This is a genomic window from Erwinia persicina (assembly GCF_014838825.1).
GTDB classification, from domain to species: domain Bacteria; phylum Pseudomonadota; class Gammaproteobacteria; order Enterobacterales; family Enterobacteriaceae; genus Erwinia; species Erwinia persicina_A.
Map to the genome: position 1 here is coordinate 12,735 of NZ_JACYMO010000005.1, position 19,302 is coordinate 32,036.

Sequence of the window (19,302 nt, forward strand, 5' to 3'; positions counted from 1 at the left end):
CTCATTGGTAGTGGGCTCGCTTATCCAGCAGGTGGAATTTGATGAGAGCCACCGCGCCGAGGATAACCAGCAATACCACGGTCATCGCGGAGGCGGCCGGTAAATCCCAAAAGCTAAAGGCGGTGCGGTAGATGTAAAACAGCAGCAGGCTGCTGCTGTTATTGGGCCCGCCGTTGGTCATGGCGATCACCTGATCGACGATGCGGAAGGCGTTCATCGAGGCATTGATCAGAATAAACAGCGTAGTCGGCATCAGCAGTGGCCACTGCACGCGGCGGAAGAAGTAGCGGCGGGACGCCCCCTCAATCTCTGCCGCCTCGCTCAGACGCGGGTCAATCTGCTGCAGCGCCGCCAGATAGAAGATCATAAAGAATCCGGCCTCACGCCAGACGGACACCGCCATCAGGCTCCAGAGTGCGCTGTCAGGATCGCCCAGCCAGTTGACGGGCGGCAGCGAAAACAGCGCCAGCAGCTGATTCAGCAGGCCGAGCTGCGGCGTGTAGAAAAACAGCCACAGATTGGCGATGGCAATCATCGGCAGCAGCGACGGAATGAAAAAGGCGGCGCGGGTCAGCGCACTGCCGCGCAGGCGGCGATTAACCGCCAGCGCCATCAGCAGCGCCAGCCCCACCGCCAGCGGAATGGTGACCGCTGCGTACAGCAGGTTATTGCGCAGTGACAGCATAAAGATGTCGTCATCCAGCAGCGCGGCATAGTTATCCAGCCCGACAAAATGGGCCGGATGACCGTTGCGTGCGGCAGAAAACAGGCTCTCCCACATCGTCGCCACGGCCGGGTAATGGGTAAACGTCAGGAGAAAACCCAGCGCCGGTAGCAGCAGCAGATAACCGTAAATCTGCAGCGACAGGCCGCGCTGACGTGCGGCAGGGGCGGCGATATGAAACGTGCTCATCTTGTGCCCGTTACTGGTAAGGTTTCAGCAGGCGGTCAGCCTGCTTCTGCGCCGATTTCAGTGCCTGCTCAGGGGTTTTCTCCTGGGTGACGGCCGCTTCGATCGCATGGTTCAGGGCTTCCTGAATCTGTACGCTGTTATAGGTCGACAGCTCGGGCTGGGAGTATTTGAGCTGCTCACGTGCCACCAGAGCCTGCGGTACCTGCTTCACGTAATCCTGCATCACGGCGGTATCCCATGCTGCCGGGGAGGTGGCTACGTAACCCGTTGCGATACTCCAGCGTGCTGCCTGTTCCGGTGCGGACACCCAGCGGATAAAGGCCATGGCGGCTTTCTGCTGTTCCGGGCTGGCGTTTTTAAACACGTAAAGGTTGCCGCCGCCGGTCGGGCTGCCGCGCTGCGTTTTCTCTGGCAGCATGGCGACGCCAAACGGGAACTTCGCATTTTCACGTACGGTGGTCAGATTACCGGTGGTGGTAACCATCATGGCCGTTTTGCCGCTGATAAAGTCCTGTGGGGTGGTGCTCCAGGCGATAGCACCTTTAGGGGATACGCCCTCTTTCTGCCCCAGGTCGGTCAGCCACTGCAGGGTTTCAATGTTAGCTGGCGTGTCGAAGGTCACGGCGGTGCCTTTGCCATTATCCAGACGGCCACCGTTGGTGGCCGCCAGTCCCTGGAAGTTCCAGTAGCCGTTCGGCGTGGACGGGATCTCAATACCCCACTGGCTCACGCCTTTCTCGTCTTTCACCACCAGTTTTTTCCCGAAGTCGACCACCTGCTGCCAGCTGGCAGGCGGCGTATTGCCGTCGAGGCCCGCTTTTTCAAATGCCTGTTTGTTCCAGTACATCACCACCGTGGAACGCTGAAAAGGGATGCCCCACACCTTACCGTCGATATGACGGAGGAAGGCCGGATAAAAACTGTCGATCCACTTTTTACCCTCATCATCATTCGCCAGATCGCTGGCGGCACTGATGGCGCCGGCGTCAATCAGAGAATAGGCTTCAATGTCACCGATCACCGCCATCTGCGGGGCGTTGCCGCCGCGAAACGCAGTCAGGGCTTTGGTTACCGTGGTGGCATAATCCCCGGTATACACCGGCTGGATGCTGACGTCCGGGTGCAGTTTTTCAAAATCGGCGACCAGGGTATCGACGGTATGGCTGACTTTGCCGCCTACGGCGATCGGGTAGTACATCTGCAGTTTCACCGGATCGGCGGCGAAGGCTGATGAAGCAGCGCACAGCAGCAGGGCAGAGGTCAGGCGTGAGACATGGCGAACTGGAGACATGATTTTCCCTTAGGCGATAAAATAATGATTAAACAGCATATTTTTGTTCTGACGGTAAAGCGGTGTGTTCCGCACCGTAGCAGCGTTTGCCGCTGGCGGTGACGAAGAAATAGTGTCGGGAGGCTGACCACTGCAGCCCGACCAGGCTGTGTTCACTGAAGCGCCTCATGCCGGCGACTTTGACGGTGATTGGCTCGCGGCAGGCGGCGATCTGACATACCAGCAGGGTGTCGGCCCCCATATATTCATAGCTGATGACCCGGGCGGTGAGCGCCGCCCGGTCGGCAGCGGTCAGCTGAATATCTTCCGCGCGCAGCCCCAGGCTCAGGGCGGCTTCATGGCGGTGTTCCACCACCGGGATCGGCATCTCTCCCAGGTAATGGTGCTGGCCCTCGCGCCGCAGCGGAATGATATTCATCGGCGGTGCGCCAATAAACTGTGCGGCAAAAATGCTGGCGGGGTTGTTGTAAAGATTATCCGGGGTGTCGTGCTGTTCGATAGCGCCGTCGTTCAGCAAAATAATCTTATCGGCCATGCTCATGGCCTCGGTTTGATCGTGAGTGACGTACAGCATCGTCAGGCCGAGCTTCTTCTGTAGGGCGCGAATTTCGCGGCGCATGCTCTGGCGCAGCTTGGCGTCGAGGTTAGAGAGCGGCTCATCCATCAGACACAGTTTATTGTTGGCGATCACCGCACGGCCCAGCGCCACGCGCTGCTGCTGCCCGCCTGATAGCTGGGACGGCAGCCGGTCAAGCAGCGGTGCCAGCTCCATCAGGCGGCTGACTTCCTCCAGACGCGCGGGGAAATGACGCTTGTCTTCGCCACGGGCGCGCAGGCCAAACAGCAGATTTTCCCGCACGCTGAGGTGGGGGAAGAGCGCATAAGACTGGAACACCATCGACAGCTTACGCTGCGATGGCGGCAGGGTGGTGACATCGGTCTGCTGAAAGCAGATAGCGCCACTGTCGGCAGACTCCAGTCCGGCGATGGTACGCAACAGGGTCGACTTGCCGCAGCCGGAAGGCCCGAGGAGCGCGATAAAATCGCCTTCTGCCACCCCGAAGCTGATGTCGTTGAGCGCGGTTTTGCTGCCCCAGGCTTTGTCAATATGGTGAAGAGAGAGATAGCTCATACCCGCTGTGCATCTTTGCAATAATAAGTGGCCTTACGCTAGCGGGGCGGAATGACGTTTTTATTAACGACGGATGACGCTTGTAAGACAGGGGGCGTCAGGCCTGACCGGATGGCGGGTCAGACGGCGGGAAACGGCCGGATTTTCTATTTTTTATTACTGGTATGAATAAATAATTATATTTTGCCTGATGAGGTGAAAGTATAATTACCGTATCTTTTTTATTGCATTAAATAGATCTTTAAACCTTAAGGATGCGCAGGATTTATTCCATCTCAAAAGGGAGGTTTTACAGTAAATAGCGCGATTTATTACTTATTTTGATAATAAACATGACTGTTTTGCCTATTTTTTTATGCTTTTGCCATTAGTGCTGAATAAGCCGGAAAGCTCAGTTTATACTAATGTTGAAATTAGCGGAGATAACTAAAAAAGCATATTTTTTCGACTATTTTATCATTTTTATGTGTTTTTCGATACTTTTTCCTGCCATTGTTAGGGTGGTTAATTTTTTTTACTTATTTTAATCATGGGCTTAGTGTGGTTTTATGCGACTGTTTCTTCTGTTAGTGAATGGCCTTATCGATTAATAAAATTTATCGATATGATAATTTATTGTCACTTTACATTAATTACCTGCAATCCACAGACTTCTTCGCACTCTATCTCATTTAAAGAGGCTATTAAGACTCAGTGTAACGATTCCCGTAAATTATATTGCGTCATTTCCTGTCACTGAAATAACAATTATTTCTGGTGTGGAAGGCTTTGCTTTAAATAAATGGATGAGCAAAAGCAGCTGCCAGTGAGGTGACTGCTTAATTGTTTTTTATAAAAAGGAATTGCAGTGATGAAAAAAAACAGTTTCAGGCTGAGTGCACTGACGGTCTCCGTTGTCGTTGGTATGAGTAGTGCTGCTTTCGCCGCCGGCGTAACGCCCGCCGTAAAAGATATCACCGCACTGAGCCATAATGGCCAGGGTCAGTACACTGGCGGAGGTTCAGTCTTTATTGGTGGCGATAACCTGACCGTGGTTAACGACACGCTTACCGGGTCCCGCTGGGTGAATATCAACCCTCGCACACCGGGATTTGAAGCCCTGCTGAACAGCAGCGGTTATAAAGGTTACATGGACGCCAGCGCGGCCAGTCTCGAGGGCGACGTACATTATCTGATCAATGAAGACTATCAGCGTGCACTGCACGGTGAGCGCCAGGCCCATGCCGTCAGCCAGAACGGCTATTCGGTGCCGGTTGGCGTTGTTAACGGTCTGAAAATGGGCACGGCCGATCAGCGATATCAGAAATCGCAGTCCGTTACGCTTTACCAGCGTGATGCGGCGGGGGCTATCCAGTATAAGAAAAATGCAGATGACACCTTTGTGCTGGATCAGAGTGGCAATAAAATCCCTCTTACCGTGATCTCCTCCCTGGTGCTTGACCGCAATGCGGATGTCTATCTCAAGCCGGTAACCAGCGTGGGCGGTGATTTTGGCCTGCTGAATGCGGCGATCTATTCGAAAGTGGTTAGCCTGCAGAATGATGTTACCGCGGCCGTTGCCGTGAACGGTAATCTGCAGGAGAACACCGGCAATCAGCGTGCCCGCGATGTGCTGGTCATGAAAAATACCATCATCGACAACACCCTGGATAAAGACGCCGTGCCCGTGGGCGCTTCCGGAATCAATGGTGACCAGCACGGTGATGAACACAAATACAGTGAGCGCCCGTTTGCCACTGGCCTGAGCATCAACAGCAGCAGCGTCGACCATCAGTTTGATAAAGACGGACAGATTGTCTCGTCCGGCGTGTTGACCCATCAGGTCGCCAGTTCGGCCAACGTGGTGCTGGATAATGCCCAGATTACGGCCAAAAACATCGCCGCCGTGCGCCATGATGATAACAACAACGGTGGTCATCATTATGATGCCTACGACCGTTATGCCGATAAGCGTTCTACGGCAGTGGCGATCACCGGTTCTGGCCTGTTTGTCTCTATTGCCAACCAGTCTACCCTCTCCGGTGGGGTAAACCACGCCGGCAATGCCCTGAGCCTGTCCGGCCATGCCAACCGTGTTGATGTGAATCAGTCAACGCTCAACGGTAACGTCCAGTTGGATCATGACGGCTATCGCCCGACCGTCACCGTGACCGTAGTGCGGGACAGCAAGACCGGCCATTACATCGCCAGTGGTGCGGCCGTGGCTAACAACAGCCTGCTTAACCGTGAGCATAACGGCACCACCCTGAATATCGCCAATAACAGTGTGGTTAATGGGGATATTACGGCTTCTGGGCAGACGGGATATTACGTTCAACTGGTTGACGTGACGGCGTCGGATGCGCCGGTGACGCTGACCGATGACGTGATCATTGGTTCAAGCTCGGCGACGGCGATTTATAAAAATGCCGTCAGCAGCGCTAATCAGACGCTGCTGGCTAACGCCGGTGCCGCCTGGACGCCAGCGACCGTTAACCTCAACCACAGCACCCTGAATGGTCGCGTGGCGGGCATTACCTCTGTCTCGCAGCCTGATTTCATTGTGGGGGGGACGGATGTGCTGTCCCGTCATCCGGATTTCAACGTCACTAACGGTTCCGTATGGAATGCCGCAGCGACGGCAGATGGCGGCCTGGCAATCAGCGACGTGCACGATCTGAATCTCTCCGCTTCCACGCTGAACATGATCAACATGGAAACCGACAATGCGACACTGGGTGGCCGGGGCCGCTATGAAGATGTTGGCGCAGCGCGCGTTGTGGTACACGGTAACCTGACGCAGGATAAAGACAGTAAGGGCAACAACCTGACGTCACTGATTAACATCGGCAAGGCTGTGGCCGATCCGCTGCTGAACCTGGGTGGTGAGTACACCTACGGATCGATGCAGGTGAAAGGATCTGCGCAGGGCACCTACAAGCTGGCTATCGCTAACTCGGGCGTGGAACCCTATGTGAAACAGGGCTACATTGCCGATCGCGGTGACAAAAATGCGGCCAGCAAGTACAACCCGCACAGCTTTGTTAACTATCAGGCCAGCGGCAGCAATGCACATTTCTACGGACGCACAGAAATGGGTGTCTGGCAGTATGATGCAGTCGACCAGTTAAATGACAAAGTGCACAACGAACATAACGTGTACTTCAAAAATAACGGTCATCTGTCAAACAGCGCCGCGACGGCGTTAAGTATGGCGGCATCTCAGGTGAATGTGGCCAGTCTGGAAAATGAAGCGTTATCCCAACATATGAAAGCCTCGCGTCACGCGATGGACGATGGTGGCGTCTGGCTCTCTTACTTTGGCGGTAAGAGCAAAAATACCACCAGCGCAGGCGCAGGCTACTCTCTGGATACCAACGGCGTGATGCTGGGTGTGGATAACCTGTTTGATGCCAAAAATGGCGGCAGCTGGTTAGCAGGCCTGGCGTTCTCTTCTGCACGTTCAGATATGAGCGTAATGAACAGCAGCGGCGACCTGGACAGCTACGGTGCGCAGTTCTATCTGTCCCGTCATTTTGACAACGGTCTCTTTGTTGATACCACCGCGCAGTTTGACCACTTCAGCAACAGCGGCGACGCCCGCACGCTCGATGGCCAGCGTTCACGCTCTGATTTCTCGGGCAACGGCTACGGTTTGGGTATGACCGTGGGCTATACCTGGGCTGATAACGGTTACTTCGCAGAACCCTATATCAAAGCCACCGGTCGGACAATTGATGGCGCCCACTACACCATGAACAACGGTATGGTGGTTAACAGTGATGACTACAAATCGCTGCAGGGTGAGATTGGTGCCGACGTGGGTTACACCTTTGATATTAATCAGGGCTACATCAAGCCTTATTTCCACCTGGCGGGTCTGAACGAATTTGCTGACAGCAATGAAGTGAAGCTGAATAACGTCACCATGAACAACAGCATTGATGGTGCGGCGGTTCAGGTGGGGGCAGGTGCCGAGGTGAAACTGATGAAGGATGTCGGTGGTTTCGCCAGCTTCAATTATACCAAAGGCGATGACATTGAGCGTCCGTGGCAGGCAAACGTAGGGGTCAGTTACTCCTGGTGATTGCCTGTTAATTTTCCCCCGCCTTTGGTCTGAGGCGGGGGGTTTTCCGGCTATGGATAGCAACTATATGAAGAAAAAGATCGTAGCGTCGGCACAGAAGCAGCAAGTGAAATTCGTTAAAACTGTCTCACAAAGTAACCATGATGGCGGGCTCATTCCTGAAGAGCTGAGTGAATATGCCAACAGGCCGCTTTATATCCTGATCGCGCTGTGGTGCCGCCGTCAGCATAAATGGATAGACCGCAAACAAATCTCCGCCGCGTTTGCGATCACCGAACGCCGTGCTTCCTTCCTGATATCCTACATTATCCGTAAAAATGAGATTATTCATTGCCAGACGCGTAAAATTAAAGCGCAGGGTTCACGGCATATGTGTCATGAGATCCTTATTGAACAGGTCTTTTTAACGCCTGAAAACGGAAAAAAGACCCCTCAAAATCAAGCCAGAGCTAAGCGCCGTCCGCGTGAAAATACCTGTCGTCACGACATGCGCTGGTTGCTCAGCCGCGCAATATCCGGTAAATCATAACGTAGTGTCAGGTGCGGTCCGTGAGTGCCTGACGTTGCGCTTTCCCTGCCACAGGTAACTGAGGGTGGCAAACAGGCACAGTGAGTACCCCAGCAGTTCACTCCCTTCTTCAGCCATGTTTTTCACCGTGCGGTTATAGCCCTCCAGCATCAGATGTTCCCAGAGCTGATGCATACCGAACAGGCGGGAGAAAACCAGAATCGTCAGCATTCCCGCCGTCATCAAACCCCATGCCGGGTGAGTCATAAAGGCTGCCAGACCCGGGACGATGCCGCGCGCATCCCGCAGTGCCAGCGCAAGGCAGGCCAGCGCTAAGGCCAGAGCAAACCAGAACCAGCTACCGTGCGTGATCTTATCAAACAAAAAATCCAGCTCGCGGATCAACATGCAGCTGAAGAAACCGCCGACCAGCACCATCACCGGGCGCTGGAGCGGGGAACGCCAGGCACGGTGAAAGAACATCAGCGCGATCGCCGCCAGCATTGTTTCCTGAGCGATTTCCGTGAATGAGGTTTCGTGGACTGCATTGTTCATCCACACCACATCAATAAATACCAGTCCCATCATCATACTGAGGAACAGGGCAGACCCTAAAAATGCGAATGTTTTATTTTTTATTATGGTTAAGTCAGTAGACATATTGCCTCCCAGTGATCAATTGGGGGGCAATGATAGGGATGTTAACTGACAGAACTAGCCATTTTATGCGGTTGTCGTGACCACCGCACATAATGTCATGTATCGCACGATTTTTTAAGTTAACTCATTGTTGTATATGGTATTTATTTTCCTGTTTTTCAAACCACTCAGGGGTGACATGCCAGGGGGCCTGGTGGAGCTGCGCGATCCCCTGTTCAATGACCTGGTCTGCCATCCGGTGCAGGGTTGCATTGCCATCGGTCAGCAGGCGAATTTGTATTCGTTTTTCTATCAGATACACCCGTGCAAAATGGGGATCGTAATGAATGATGGATCGCGTGTTGTCGATGATGTCTGCCAGCTTAATGGTCTGCGCATCGGCTGAGGCCTGCTGAGTATGGCGGAAATGCGCCACCTTGCGTGCCGTACGGTTCTGCCCGGCGCTGGCACCTTTGTTGGTCAGCATTTCTACCAGCGAAGCAACCCGGTCGCCGAAGTGGGTACGGATATCCTCCAGCGTGCTGGGGGTGTCTTCCACGGTGTCGTGCAGCCACGCGGCGGCCAGCATCTCTTCATCGTCACTGACGCTGCGCACCAGTTCAGCCACGGCGGCCGGATGCACTATATAGGGTTCATCGGTATACTTTCGTCGCTGCCCGGCTTCTGCATGGGCTTTGCTGGCGTAGCGCTGTGCCTGTTCTTCCAGTGTCTGCATATTACACTCCCTGATAATAAAGTTGCTTGCAAATATATAGCGCACTATTTATATTGTTGTCATGACTAAAGATAAAGATGACAAAAAAGCAGCGGATGCGCCACTGTTGCTCGATCAGCAGATGTGCTTCGCTCTTTACTCCGCCAACCTGGCGCTGCATAAGCTCTACCGGCAGCTGCTGGCTCCGCTGGAGATCACCTATCCTCAGTACCTGGTGATGATGGTACTGTGGGAGCGCGATGACGTAACCGTATCGGAAATCGGCGAGCGGCTGTTTCTTGACTCCGCTACCCTGACTCCGCTGCTGAAGCGCCTGGAGACGGCGGGCCTGTTACACCGCCTCCGCTCGCGTAAAGATGAACGCCAGGTGGTGGTCACCCTGACCGATGCCGGGCGTGAACTGCGCATGAAGGCGCTGGATATTCCCGAGTCAGTCCGCTGTGCTTCGGCCTGTGAGCTGGAGACACTTCAGTCACTGAAGGGCGAACTGGAAATACTCCGCGATAACCTTAACCGCTGACGGCGGTGAAGGTTGCGCATAACGCTATGCTGTAACAATGTATATAGTGCGCGATTTAATCGCTCGTAAAATAAACCAACAGGAAGCTCACCATGTCTTTAGAAAAAGTTGTATACCGTGCAAAAGCAAAAGCCACCGGTGGCCGTGAAGGCCGTGCGACCTCCTCCGACGGCGTGCTGGATCTCCAGCTTGGCCTGCCAAAAGAGATGGGCGGGGCGGGCGGTAACGTCACTAACCCGGAACAGCTGTTTGCTGCTGGCTACTCGGCCTGTTTCCTCGGGGCGATGAAGTTTGTCGCCGGGCGTGACAAACTGGCCATGCCAAAAGAGGCGTTCGTGGAAGGCGAAGTGGGTATCGGCCCGTTGCCGACCGGTTTTGGCATTGAGGCGACACTGAACATCCACCTGCCGGGCATGGACAGCGCTGATGCACAGAAACTGGTTGATGCTGCCCATATCGTTTGTCCTTACTCGAATGCCACCCAGGGCAATATCGACGTGACGTTGACGATCATTAACTAAGTCCCTGACCGGGGCTGAGGCCCCGGTGATGTTCCTGCCTTGTGTGCCATCCTCCCGCTGTCACCCCTTCTGCGGGTTTAAACGTAAAAATGCCAAAATTTTCGTTGTTCACAGACTAACGTCCCTGAGTGTGTTTAACTACGTCCCCTACTTTTCTTATCAGATTCCTCTGGTTATGGGCGGCCTTAAGGTTTATCGGTGTTATTACCGAACTCTGGGGCAGTGCCAGGGTCTGATTAGCGTTCAGATCGTTTTAGCACTCGTTTAGGTTACGCCAGGATTAAAGGTCCAATGAATTCTATTAAAATGTATTCCCAGCAAAAGTTGTCGCTGTTGCTGGCCTTCTACGTCGGACTGTGTTTGAACCTTCCGGTGTTTTATCGTCGGTTTAGTCCCTTTCTCGATAAATTTAACATCATGCAGTGGCTGTCCGCGCTGGCAGAAGGGACAGCAGCCGTACTGCTGACCTTCTTCCTGTTTCGTCTGCTGTCGCTGGGTGGAAAATGGTTCTGGCGGATAACCGCCACGCTGCTGGTAGTGATTTCCGTTTCGGCCAGTTACTACATGGCCTTCTTTAACGTGGTGATTGGCTACGGCATCGTCGCCTCGGTGATGACCACGGACACCGACCTGTCGAAAGAGGTAGTGGGTTACCACTTTATTCTCTGGATGGTGCTGGTCAGCCTGCCGCCGCTGGTGCTGATCTGGTGGAGCAGCCTGCGTCTGACGCTGCTGGAACAGCTTAAAACGCCGGGGCAGCGCATGATGCCGTTGCTGACGCTACTGCTGGCTCTGTTACTGACCTGGGGTCCTATCCGCTATTTCGATAAAATCCAGAGCGCTAATGAGAAAGTCACCAACATTGATCTGCCGAGCTATGGCGGCGTGGTGGCACACTCTTATCTGCCGTCTAACTGGCTGAGTGCCGTCGGGCTGTTTGCCTACACCACCTATGACGAACGAATGGACAGCGGAAACCTGCTCGATCCGGCGAAGAAGTTCACCTATAACGCGCCAGAAGGGCTGGATGATACCTACGTGGTCTTCGTGATTGGCGAAACCACGCGCTGGGATCATATGGGACTGCTGGGCTACGAGCGTGATAACACGCCGAAGCTGTCGAAAGAGAAAAACCTGGTGGCGTTCCGTGGGGAGTCCTGCGATACCTCGACCAAGCTCTCCCTGCGCTGCATGTTCGTGCGCGAGGGCGGGACCATGGATAACCCTGGCCGCACGCTGAAAGAGCAGAACGTCTTTGCCGTCCTGAAGGAACTGGGCTTCAGCTCCGATCTCTTTGCGATGCAGAGTGAGGTGTGGTTCTATAACAACACCGACGCTGACAGCTACGCCTTCCGCGAGCAGATTGGCTCAGAGAAGCGTAACCAGGGGAAATCAGTGGACGATATGCTGCTGATCCCGGAGCTGAAGGCCTCTATTGACGATCACCCTAAGGGTAAACACCTGGTGATCCTGCACACCAAAGGCTCTCATTACTTATACTCTCAGCGTTATCCGCGCGAGTTCGCCCGCTACCAGCCGGAGTGCCTGGGCGTGGACGATACCTGCAGTAAAGAGATGCTGATCAACGCCTACGACAACTCGATTCTTTATGTCGACACCATGCTGGACAGCGTCTATGACCAGCTGCGTGATAAGAAAGCGATTGTGTTCTACGCTGCCGATCACGGTGAGTCCATCAGCGAAAATATGCACCTGCACGGTACGCCACGTAATATGGCCCCGCCGGAGCAGTTCCGCGTACCCATGATTGTCTGGGCGTCGGATAAATATCTGGAAGATCCGGCAAATAAAAGTGCCTTTGAGCGGTTACAGGCAGAGCAGAAGGCAGGGAAAACCCATCGCCACGTTGAGCTGTTTGACACCATCCTGGGATGCCTGGGCTATACCTCGCCGGACGGCGGGATTAAGCAGGCTAATAACTGGTGTGCCGACCCGAAAAAACCGTAACTGTCAGGGGGACGACCGGAAAAGGGTCGTCCCCCTGGCGCGTGCTTCCCGGGGCCTGACGTGCGGCTTATCTCAAACCGGTTCCATCCCTTCAAATATTCGAACCCGCCGTGGGTGTCAAAACCCGCCACGCTGTGACCGCCTCCTGCCGAATAATCTGCTACCGCTCAACCCTGGGGTACGTCCGTTTATCGCAAAACCCGTCCTGTAAAACTGCATAAAAGCCTTATCGCACCTGCGATGAATCACTTAATTTGCGTCGCGTTTTTCTTATGACCGATTCCGACTTGTTGCTCATTTCTTATCTCTGCGTTGCAGCATTTTTATCTATAAGTTAGCCATATAGCCCACTTTATCGGGTGATAATCGACTTTTTGTGGATTATTTTTTGGGTTTTTTCCCGACGCGATATGCTACTTCACTGGCATTAAGCCAGGGTTTAATGTGGTTAATATCACATTAAATAACGTTTAACGCTGGAAATGTTATTGATTTGTTTTTTTTATATTTGCTTGCTGTTTCTCACAGAAAGAGCAAATACCCGACACTTGTATTGACGTTCCCTGAAACTATTGACAAATTGAACCCTCAGTACAAAAGGTAAGGGGATTTGTCTGATAGTTTCATTTCGTCAGCGCCTCTCTGATCCCGCCTGTTTTACTGATGCCGCAAGGCACCACGCACAGACCACTCACAAAAATTATCGGTCGGCGTGAATACCCAGCAATACAGCGCCGGGTAACGCACACAACATCACATCACTACTGGAGCATAAGCATGAGTATTTCCCTGGCTAAATCCGGGATGCTGAAGGTCGGTCTCAGCGCTATCGCGTTGTTAATGGCTACAGGTGTTCAGGCGAAGACCCTGGTTTACTGTTCTGAAGGTTCGCCTGAAGGTTTTAACCCACAGTTATTTACCTCTGGCACCACTTATGACGCCAGTTCGCGTCAGATTTATAACCGTCTGGTGGAGTTCACCATCGGGACCACGGAATTGCACCCCGGGCTGGCCGAAAAATGGGATGTGAGTGCAGACGGAAAAACGTACACCTTCCACCTGCGCAAAGGCGTGAAGTGGCAGACCACCAAAGACTTTAAACCGACGCGCGATTTCAACGCCGACGATGTGGTGTTCACTTTTGAACGCCAGCTGGACAAAAACAACAAATATCACGGTGTTTCCGGTGGCAGCTACGAATATTTCGAAGGCATGGATATGCCGAAGCTGATCAGCAAAATCGTCAAAGTTGATGACAACACGGTGCGTTTCGAACTCTCGCGTCCAGAGTCGCCGTTCCTCGCCGACCTGGGAATGGACTTTGCGTCGATCCTGTCAGCGGAATACGCCGACAATATGCTGAAAGCGGGCACCCCGGAAAAAGTGGATCTGAACCCGGTCGGTACCGGTCCGTTCCAGCTGCTGCAGTACCAGAAAGATTCCCGCATCCTGTATAAAGCGAACGCAGAGTACTGGGGGACCAAGCCGAAGATTGACCGTCTGGTGTTCTCTATCACTCCGGATGCCTCCGTGCGCTACGCCAAAATGCAAAAAGGCGAATGCCAGGTGATGCCGTACCCGAACCCGGCAGATATCGCGCGTATGAAGCAGGACAAAAACATCAACCTGCTGGAGCAGCCGGGTCTGAACGTCGGCTATCTGTCATTTAACGTTGAGAAAAAACCGCTGGATAACCTGAAAGTTCGTCAGGCGCTGACCATGTCAGTGAACAAGAAAGCGATTATCGAGGCGGTTTACCAGGGCGCAGGCCAGGAAGCAAAAAACCTGATCCCACCAACCATGTGGGGCTATAACGACGCCGTACAGGATTACCCGTACGATCCGGTGAAAGCTAAAGCGCTGCTGAAAGAAGCCGGTATGGCAGACGGCTTCGCCATTGACCTGTGGGCTATGCCGGTACAGCGTCCGTACAACCCGAACGCACGCCGTATGGCAGAGATGATCCAGAGCGACTGGGCGAAGATTGGCGTGAAAGCCAAAATCGTCACCTACGAGTGGGGCGAGTACCTGAAGCGGGCGAAAGCGGGTGAACACCAGACCGTGATGATGGGCTGGACCGGCGACAACGGGGACCCGGATAACTTCTTCGCGACCCTGTTCAGCTGCGCGGCGGCGAAAGACGGTTCGAACTATTCACGCTGGTGCGACAAGTCGTTTGAAGACCTGATCCAGCCTGCGCGTGCGACCGACGATCACAACAAGCGTATCGAACTGTACAAGCAGGCTCAGGTGGTCATGCACGATCAGGCACCTGCGCTGATTGTTGCCCACTCTACGGTGTACGAGCCGGTGAGCAAAAAAGTTTCCGGCTATGTTGTCGATCCGCTGGGTGGTCACTACTTCGCTCAGGTCGATATCAAGGAATAATGTCTCGGGCCGGGACTCCCGGCGCTGAGAACTGTCCCCAGGGCCGGGTTTCTCCGGCCCTTTTGCCAGGAAGCAAACAGGTCGTCAAGGCGCAGTTCGCTGCGTCGCGGAGGGATGTCCCCTGAAGGTATCCCCCCGCAAGATGTGAGCAATAATAATCCTGTCGGTTACGGCTGGCAGGAACTAAAAGAGAATGCGGAATATGTTGCAGTTCATACTCCGACGCTTGGGTCTTGTTATCCCAACGTTTATCGGTATCACCCTGTTAACCTTTGCGTTTGTTCATATGATCCCCGGCGATCCGGTGATGATTATGGTGGGCGAGCGCGGTATTTCCCCGGAACGTCACGCCCAGTTAATGGCCCAGCTCGGTCTGGATCAGCCTCTCTGGCAGCAGTACCTCACTTATATCAAAGGCGTTCTGCACGGCGACCTCGGTATGTCACTGAAAAGTCGCGTACCGGTGTGGGACGAATTTGTCCCGCGCTTTAAGGCCACGCTTGAGCTGGGCATCTGCGCCATGCTGTTCGCCGTTGCCGTCGGTATCCCGGTCGGCGTGCTGGCAGCCGTTAAACGCGGTTCCATCTTTGACCATACGGCCGTTGGCATCTCCCTGACCGGTTACTCGATGCCGATTTTCTGGTGGGGCATGATGCTGATCATGCTGGTTTCGGTGCAGCTTAATCTGACCCCGGTTTCCGGGCGCATCGGAGACACGGTATTCCTGGATGACACCATGCCGCTGACCGGCTTTATGCTGATCGATACCCTGTTCTGGGGTGAACCCGGCGATTTCAAAGATGCCGTGATGCATATGATCCTGCCTGCCATCGTGCTGGGCACCATCCCGCTGGCGGTGATTGTGCGTATGACGCGCTCGGCGATGCTGGAAGTGCTGGGTGAGGACTATATCCGTACCGCACGCGCTAAGGGGCTGACCCCGATGCGGGTGATCGTGGTTCACGCGCTGCGCAACGCCATGCTGCCGGTGGTCACGGTGATTGGTCTTCAGGTTGGTACGCTGCTGGCAGGTGCCATCCTGACGGAAACCATCTTCTCCTGGCCAGGCCTGGGGCGCTGGTTAATCGACGCCCTGCAGCGCCGCGACTACCCAGTTGTACAGGGTGGGGTGCTGATGGTGGCTACGTTGATTATCGTCGTCAACCTGCTGGTCGACGTGCTTTACGGCGTGGTTAATCCGCGCATTCGTCATAAGAAATAAGGGGCCAACATGTCTGTTGTGGATCCAGGCAGCGTTAACGCTGCACCCAAGCCGATGACCCCGTTACAGGAATTCTGGCACTACTTTAAGCGTAACAAAGGCGCGGTGATCGGCCTGGTGTACGTGGTTGTAATGATTTTCATCGCGGTCTTTGCCAACGTGCTGGCACCTCATGCCCCGGCGGAACAGTTCCGCGATGCGCTGCTGAAGCCACCGGCCTGGCAGGAAGGCGGCAGCTGGCAGTATGTATTCGGCACGGATGACGTCGGCCGTGATGTGCTGTCGCGCCTGATGTACGGTGCCCGCCTGTCGCTGCTGGTCGGCTGTCTGGTGGTGGTGCTGTCGCTGATCTTTGGCGTGATTTTTGGCCTGATTGCCGGCTACGTCGGCGGGGCGGTAGACGCAGCGATCATGCGTCTGGTCGATATTATGCTGGCGCTGCCAAGCCTGCTGCTGGCGCTGGTGCTGGTGGCGATCTTCGGCCCGTCGATTGTCAACGCCTCGATAGCGCTGACCTTTGTCGCCCTGCCGCACTACATTCGACTGACCCGTGCGGCGGTCCTGGTGGAAGTCACCCGCGACTACGTCACGGCCTCCCGCGTGGCCGGAGCGGGTGCCGTGCGTCAGATGTTCGTCAATATCTTACCAAACTGCCTGGCACCGCTGATCGTGCAGGCGTCTCTCGGTTTTTCCAACGCGATCCTCGATATGGCCGCGCTGGGTTTCCTGGGTATGGGTGCACAACCGCCTACGCCGGAGTGGGGCACCATGCTCTCCGACGTGTTGCAGTTTGCGCAGAGTGCATGGTGGGTGGTCACCTTCCCGGGTGTTGCCATTCTGCTGACGGTACTGGCATTTAACCTGATGGGCGACGGTTTACGCGACGCTCTCGACCCGAAACTCAAACAGTAGGCAACGAGATGGCACTATTAACGGTAGATAAACTCTCGGTGCATTTCGGCGACGAAAAAGCACCGTTCCGCGCCGTCGACCGCATCAGCTATCAGGTTGAGCAGGGTCAGGTGGTGGGTATCGTCGGCGAGTCCGGCTCCGGTAAATCGGTCAGCTCGCTGGCAATTATGGGGCTGATTGATTACCCCGGCAAAGTGATGGCGGATAATCTGGTATTTAACCAGCGCGACCTGAAACGCATTTCGGAAAAAGAGCGCCGCCAGCTGGTGGGCTCGGACGTCGCAATGATTTTCCAGGATCCGATGACCAGCCTCAACCCCTGCTACACCGTGGGCTTCCAGATTATGGAAGCCATCAAGGTGCATCAGGGGGGGAATAAGCGTACCCGCCGTCAGCGCGCCATTGACCTGCTGAACCAGGTGGGCATTCCCGATCCGGCATCACGTCTGGATGTCTATCCGCATCAGCTGTCCGGCGGCATGAGCCAGCGCGTGATGATCGCCATGGCAATTGCCTGCCGTCCCAAGCTGCTGATCGCTGACGAACCCACTACGGCGCTCGACGTGACGATCCAGGCGCAGATCATTGAGCTCCTGCTCGATCTGCAACGCCAGGAAAATATGGCGCTGATCCTGATCACCCACGATCTGGCGCTGGTGGCGGAAGCCGCACAGCACATTATCGTGATGTACGCCGGTCAGGTGGTGGAAACGGGTAAGGCGGTGGATATCTTTAAAGCCCCGCGCCATCCTTACACCCAGGCGCTGCTGCGTGCGCTGCCGGAATTTGCCGCAGACAAAGCCCGCCTTGCGTCCCTGCCGGGCGTGGTACCGGGCAAGTACGACCGCCCGAACGGCTGCCTGCTCAACCCGCGCTGCCCGTATGCGCAGGACCGCTGCCGCAGCGAAGAGCCGCCTTTACGTGATATTGCCGGGCGTCAGTCCAAATGTCATTTCCCACTGGATGATGCCGGGAGACCTGCTTATGAAGCCTGAACACGACAAATCGACCCTGCTGATGCAGGCCATCGACCTGAAGAAGCACTACCCGGTTAAAAAAGGCCTGTTTGGTCAGGAGCGGCTGGTTAAAGCGCTGGATGGCGTGTCGTTTGACCTGGAGCGCGGTAAAACACTGGCCGTGGTGGGCGAGTCCGGCTGCGGTAAATCGACCCTGGGCCGCTTGCTGACCATGATCGAAACGCCAACCGAAGGTCAGCTGTTCTATCAGGGGCAGGATTTGCTGAAGCACGATCCGGAAGCGGAGAAGCTGCGCCGTCAGAAAATTCAGATCGTTTTCCAGAACCCGTACGGTTCCCTGAACCCGCGTAAAAAGGTCAGCCAGATCCTGGAAGAGCCGCTGCTGATTAATACCCAACTGAGCAAAGCCGAGCGCCGGGAAAAAACGCTGGAGATGATGGCTAAGGTCGGGCTGAAGACCGAGCACTACGACCGCTACCCGCATATGTTCTCTGGCGGCCAGCGTCAGCGTATTGCCATTGCTCGCGGGCTGATGCTGGATCCGGACGTGCTGATCGCCGATGAGCCGGTCTCCGCGCTTGACGTATCGGTGCGTGCGCAGGTGCTGAATCTGATGATGGATCTGCAGCAGGACCTCGGCCTCTCCTACGTGTTTATCTCCCATGACCTGTCGGTAGTGGAGCATATTGCGGACGAAGTGATGGTAATGTACCTCGGCCGCTGCGTGGAGAAGGGGAGCAAGGAGCAGATCTTCGCCAACCCGCTGCATCCTTATACTCAGGCGCTGCTGTCGGCCACGCCACGGCTTAACCCGGATGAGCGGCGCGAGCGCATCAAGCTGACCGGCGAGCTACCCAGCCCGCTGAATCCGCCACCGGGCTGCGCCTTTAACGCGCGCTGCCGCCGCCAGTTTGGCACCTGCGTACAGCTTCAGCCGCAGCTGAAGACCTGGGGCGGACAGCAGGTCGCCTGCTTCGCTGTTGATCAGGATGAAAACCCGGGCGCTTAACCCCTGAGTGTAGGCCGGAAGGAAGGGGCGACCCCTACGGCTTAGCGTATGATCCTGGCCCGCCCTCTGCCGTTCGTCGTATCGCGCAGGGGCCGGGCCTCTTTTCCGGCCCGCCTTCTGTTACACATCGCATAAAATCCTTAAGCAAAATGCACCATTCCCTAACCGCTGCTATGCTGTATAAAAAGTCTCCTTATCTGTCGTACTTAAGTCGAATTCGCGCCTGGTGAAGTAAGCGGTTGTTGTACAGGCTTTGCACAGTGGCTTATGTCAAAATTTCTTAACACGGGAGAGGATCATGGGATAACCACAACGTGCAGGTGGGTAGTTCCGCGTTAAGAATGCGTAAGTTCTGGTGAGGTATTTCTATTACAGAAAATAGCCTCTCTTTAACCTGTGGAAAATAATTAACTAAGCCAAATAATCACCCTGCTGATATATAACCCGTGCAATGAATTATTTAATGAATTGCCGTTAATTAATCACTCATAACCATTTAT

15 protein-coding genes are annotated in these 19,302 nt (G+C 54.7%); 10 read left to right on the forward strand and 5 right to left on the reverse strand.

What is annotated here, in order from left to right; genetic code table 11:
- Position 1: 1 nt before the first annotated feature.
- From IFU29_RS13605 to IFU29_RS13615, 3 genes are read right to left on the reverse strand one after another with little or no spacing between them, the layout of a single operon-like run.
- Positions 2-913 carry a carbohydrate ABC transporter permease gene (locus IFU29_RS13605; protein ID WP_191934391.1) on the reverse strand — a complete coding sequence of 304 codons (912 nt, stop codon included), beginning with the start codon at positions 911-913 and terminating at the stop codon, positions 2-4.
- Positions 914-923: 10 nt separating this feature from the next.
- A complete protein-coding gene (locus IFU29_RS13610; protein ID WP_191934392.1) occupies positions 924-2,204 on the reverse strand; it encodes an ABC transporter substrate-binding protein in 1,281 nt (426 codons plus the stop codon).
- A gap of 28 nt (positions 2,205-2,232) precedes the next feature.
- Positions 2,233-3,336 (reverse strand): ABC transporter ATP-binding protein, encoded by a 1,104-nt coding sequence (locus IFU29_RS13615; protein WP_191934393.1) that lies wholly within the window; start codon positions 3,334-3,336, stop codon positions 2,233-2,235.
- Between the two features lie 850 nt (positions 3,337-4,186).
- Here IFU29_RS13615 and IFU29_RS13620 point away from each other — a divergent pair.
- Together IFU29_RS13620 and IFU29_RS13625 are read left to right on the forward strand one after the other, a co-directional pair.
- Entirely contained in the window at positions 4,187-7,402 is a 3,216-nt protein-coding gene (locus IFU29_RS13620; protein ID WP_191934394.1) for an autotransporter outer membrane beta-barrel domain-containing protein, read from the forward strand.
- Positions 7,403-7,454: 52 nt separating this feature from the next.
- Positions 7,455-7,931 carry a CaiF/GrlA family transcriptional regulator gene (locus IFU29_RS13625; RefSeq protein WP_191934395.1) on the forward strand — a complete coding sequence of 159 codons (477 nt, stop codon included), beginning with the start codon at positions 7,455-7,457 and terminating at the stop codon, positions 7,929-7,931.
- Here IFU29_RS13625 and IFU29_RS13630 read toward each other — a convergent pair.
- Positions 7,926-8,501, reverse strand: a complete 576-nt coding sequence (locus IFU29_RS13630) for a hypothetical protein (RefSeq protein WP_342214475.1) — start codon at positions 8,499-8,501, stop codon at positions 7,926-7,928. The two genes, IFU29_RS13625 and IFU29_RS13630, sit on opposite strands and share 6 nt — an antisense overlap.
- Before the next feature lie 193 nt (positions 8,502-8,694).
- On the reverse strand, positions 8,695-9,285 hold the full coding sequence (locus IFU29_RS13635) for an HD domain-containing protein (RefSeq protein ID WP_191934397.1): 591 nt from the start codon (positions 9,283-9,285) through the stop codon (positions 8,695-8,697).
- Positions 9,286-9,346: 61 nt separating this feature from the next.
- Between IFU29_RS13635 and IFU29_RS13640 the strand changes: the two genes are divergently transcribed.
- The 8 genes from IFU29_RS13640 to dppF all read left to right on the forward strand — a co-directional run bounded on the left by IFU29_RS13640 (position 9,347) and on the right by dppF (position 18,802).
- Entirely contained in the window at positions 9,347-9,805 is a 459-nt protein-coding gene (locus tag IFU29_RS13640; RefSeq protein ID WP_191934398.1) for a MarR family winged helix-turn-helix transcriptional regulator, read from the forward strand.
- A gap of 92 nt (positions 9,806-9,897) precedes the next feature.
- Complete coding sequence (locus IFU29_RS13645; RefSeq protein ID WP_191934399.1) at positions 9,898-10,326, forward strand: organic hydroperoxide resistance protein; 429 nt, start codon at positions 9,898-9,900, stop codon at positions 10,324-10,326.
- A 291-nt stretch (positions 10,327-10,617) separates the two neighbouring features.
- Positions 10,618-12,294 (forward strand): kdo(2)-lipid A phosphoethanolamine 7''-transferase, encoded by a 1,677-nt coding sequence (eptB, locus tag IFU29_RS13650; RefSeq protein ID WP_191934400.1) that lies wholly within the window; start codon positions 10,618-10,620, stop codon positions 12,292-12,294.
- Between the two features lie 777 nt (positions 12,295-13,071).
- Positions 13,072-14,682, forward strand: coding sequence for a dipeptide ABC transporter periplasmic-binding protein DppA (dppA, locus tag IFU29_RS13655; protein ID WP_191934401.1), 1,611 nt, complete (start codon positions 13,072-13,074; stop codon positions 14,680-14,682).
- Positions 14,683-14,884: 202 nt separating this feature from the next.
- Positions 14,885-15,904, forward strand: a complete 1,020-nt coding sequence (dppB, locus tag IFU29_RS13660) for a dipeptide ABC transporter permease DppB (protein ID WP_191934402.1) — start codon at positions 14,885-14,887, stop codon at positions 15,902-15,904.
- 9 nt (positions 15,905-15,913) lie between these two features.
- Positions 15,914-16,816, forward strand: coding sequence for a dipeptide ABC transporter permease DppC (dppC, locus tag IFU29_RS13665; protein WP_191934403.1), 903 nt, complete (start codon positions 15,914-15,916; stop codon positions 16,814-16,816).
- Between the two features lie 8 nt (positions 16,817-16,824).
- Positions 16,825-17,811 carry a dipeptide ABC transporter ATP-binding protein gene (gene dppD / locus IFU29_RS13670; RefSeq protein WP_191934404.1) on the forward strand — a complete coding sequence of 329 codons (987 nt, stop codon included), beginning with the start codon at positions 16,825-16,827 and terminating at the stop codon, positions 17,809-17,811.
- Positions 17,801-18,802, forward strand: coding sequence for a dipeptide ABC transporter ATP-binding subunit DppF (dppF, locus tag IFU29_RS13675; RefSeq protein WP_191934405.1), 1,002 nt, complete (start codon positions 17,801-17,803; stop codon positions 18,800-18,802). Before dppD ends, dppF begins: the two co-directional genes overlap by 11 nt.
- The last annotated feature ends 500 nt before the right edge of the window (positions 18,803-19,302 follow it).

Bases quoted from the DNA above. Each gene is read 5' to 3' on its own strand.
- dppF (WP_191934405.1), top strand. From the start codon at position 17,801: ATGAAGCCTGAACACGACAAATCGACCCTGCTGATGCAGGCCATCGAC.
- IFU29_RS13620 (WP_191934394.1), top strand. From the start codon at position 4,187: ATGAAAAAAAACAGTTTCAGGCTGAGTGCACTGACGGTCTCCGTTGTC.
- IFU29_RS13635 (WP_191934397.1), bottom strand. From the start codon at position 9,285: ATGCAGACACTGGAAGAACAGGCACAGCGCTACGCCAGCAAAGCCCAT.
- dppB (WP_191934402.1), top strand. From the start codon at position 14,885: ATGTTGCAGTTCATACTCCGACGCTTGGGTCTTGTTATCCCAACGTTT.
- IFU29_RS13630 (WP_342214475.1), bottom strand. From the start codon at position 8,501: ATGATGATGGGACTGGTATTTATTGATGTGGTGTGGATGAACAATGCA.
- IFU29_RS13610 (WP_191934392.1), bottom strand. From the start codon at position 2,204: ATGTCTCCAGTTCGCCATGTCTCACGCCTGACCTCTGCCCTGCTGCTG.
- eptB (WP_191934400.1), top strand. From the start codon at position 10,618: ATGAATTCTATTAAAATGTATTCCCAGCAAAAGTTGTCGCTGTTGCTG.
- dppC (WP_191934403.1), top strand. From the start codon at position 15,914: ATGTCTGTTGTGGATCCAGGCAGCGTTAACGCTGCACCCAAGCCGATG.
- IFU29_RS13645 (WP_191934399.1), top strand. From the start codon at position 9,898: ATGTCTTTAGAAAAAGTTGTATACCGTGCAAAAGCAAAAGCCACCGGT.
- IFU29_RS13640 (WP_191934398.1), top strand. From the start codon at position 9,347: ATGACTAAAGATAAAGATGACAAAAAAGCAGCGGATGCGCCACTGTTG.
- IFU29_RS13605 (WP_191934391.1), bottom strand. From the start codon at position 913: ATGAGCACGTTTCATATCGCCGCCCCTGCCGCACGTCAGCGCGGCCTG.
- dppA (WP_191934401.1), top strand. From the start codon at position 13,072: ATGAGTATTTCCCTGGCTAAATCCGGGATGCTGAAGGTCGGTCTCAGC.
- IFU29_RS13615 (WP_191934393.1), bottom strand. From the start codon at position 3,336: ATGAGCTATCTCTCTCTTCACCATATTGACAAAGCCTGGGGCAGCAAA.
- dppD (WP_191934404.1), top strand. From the start codon at position 16,825: ATGGCACTATTAACGGTAGATAAACTCTCGGTGCATTTCGGCGACGAA.
- IFU29_RS13625 (WP_191934395.1), top strand. From the start codon at position 7,455: ATGGATAGCAACTATATGAAGAAAAAGATCGTAGCGTCGGCACAGAAG.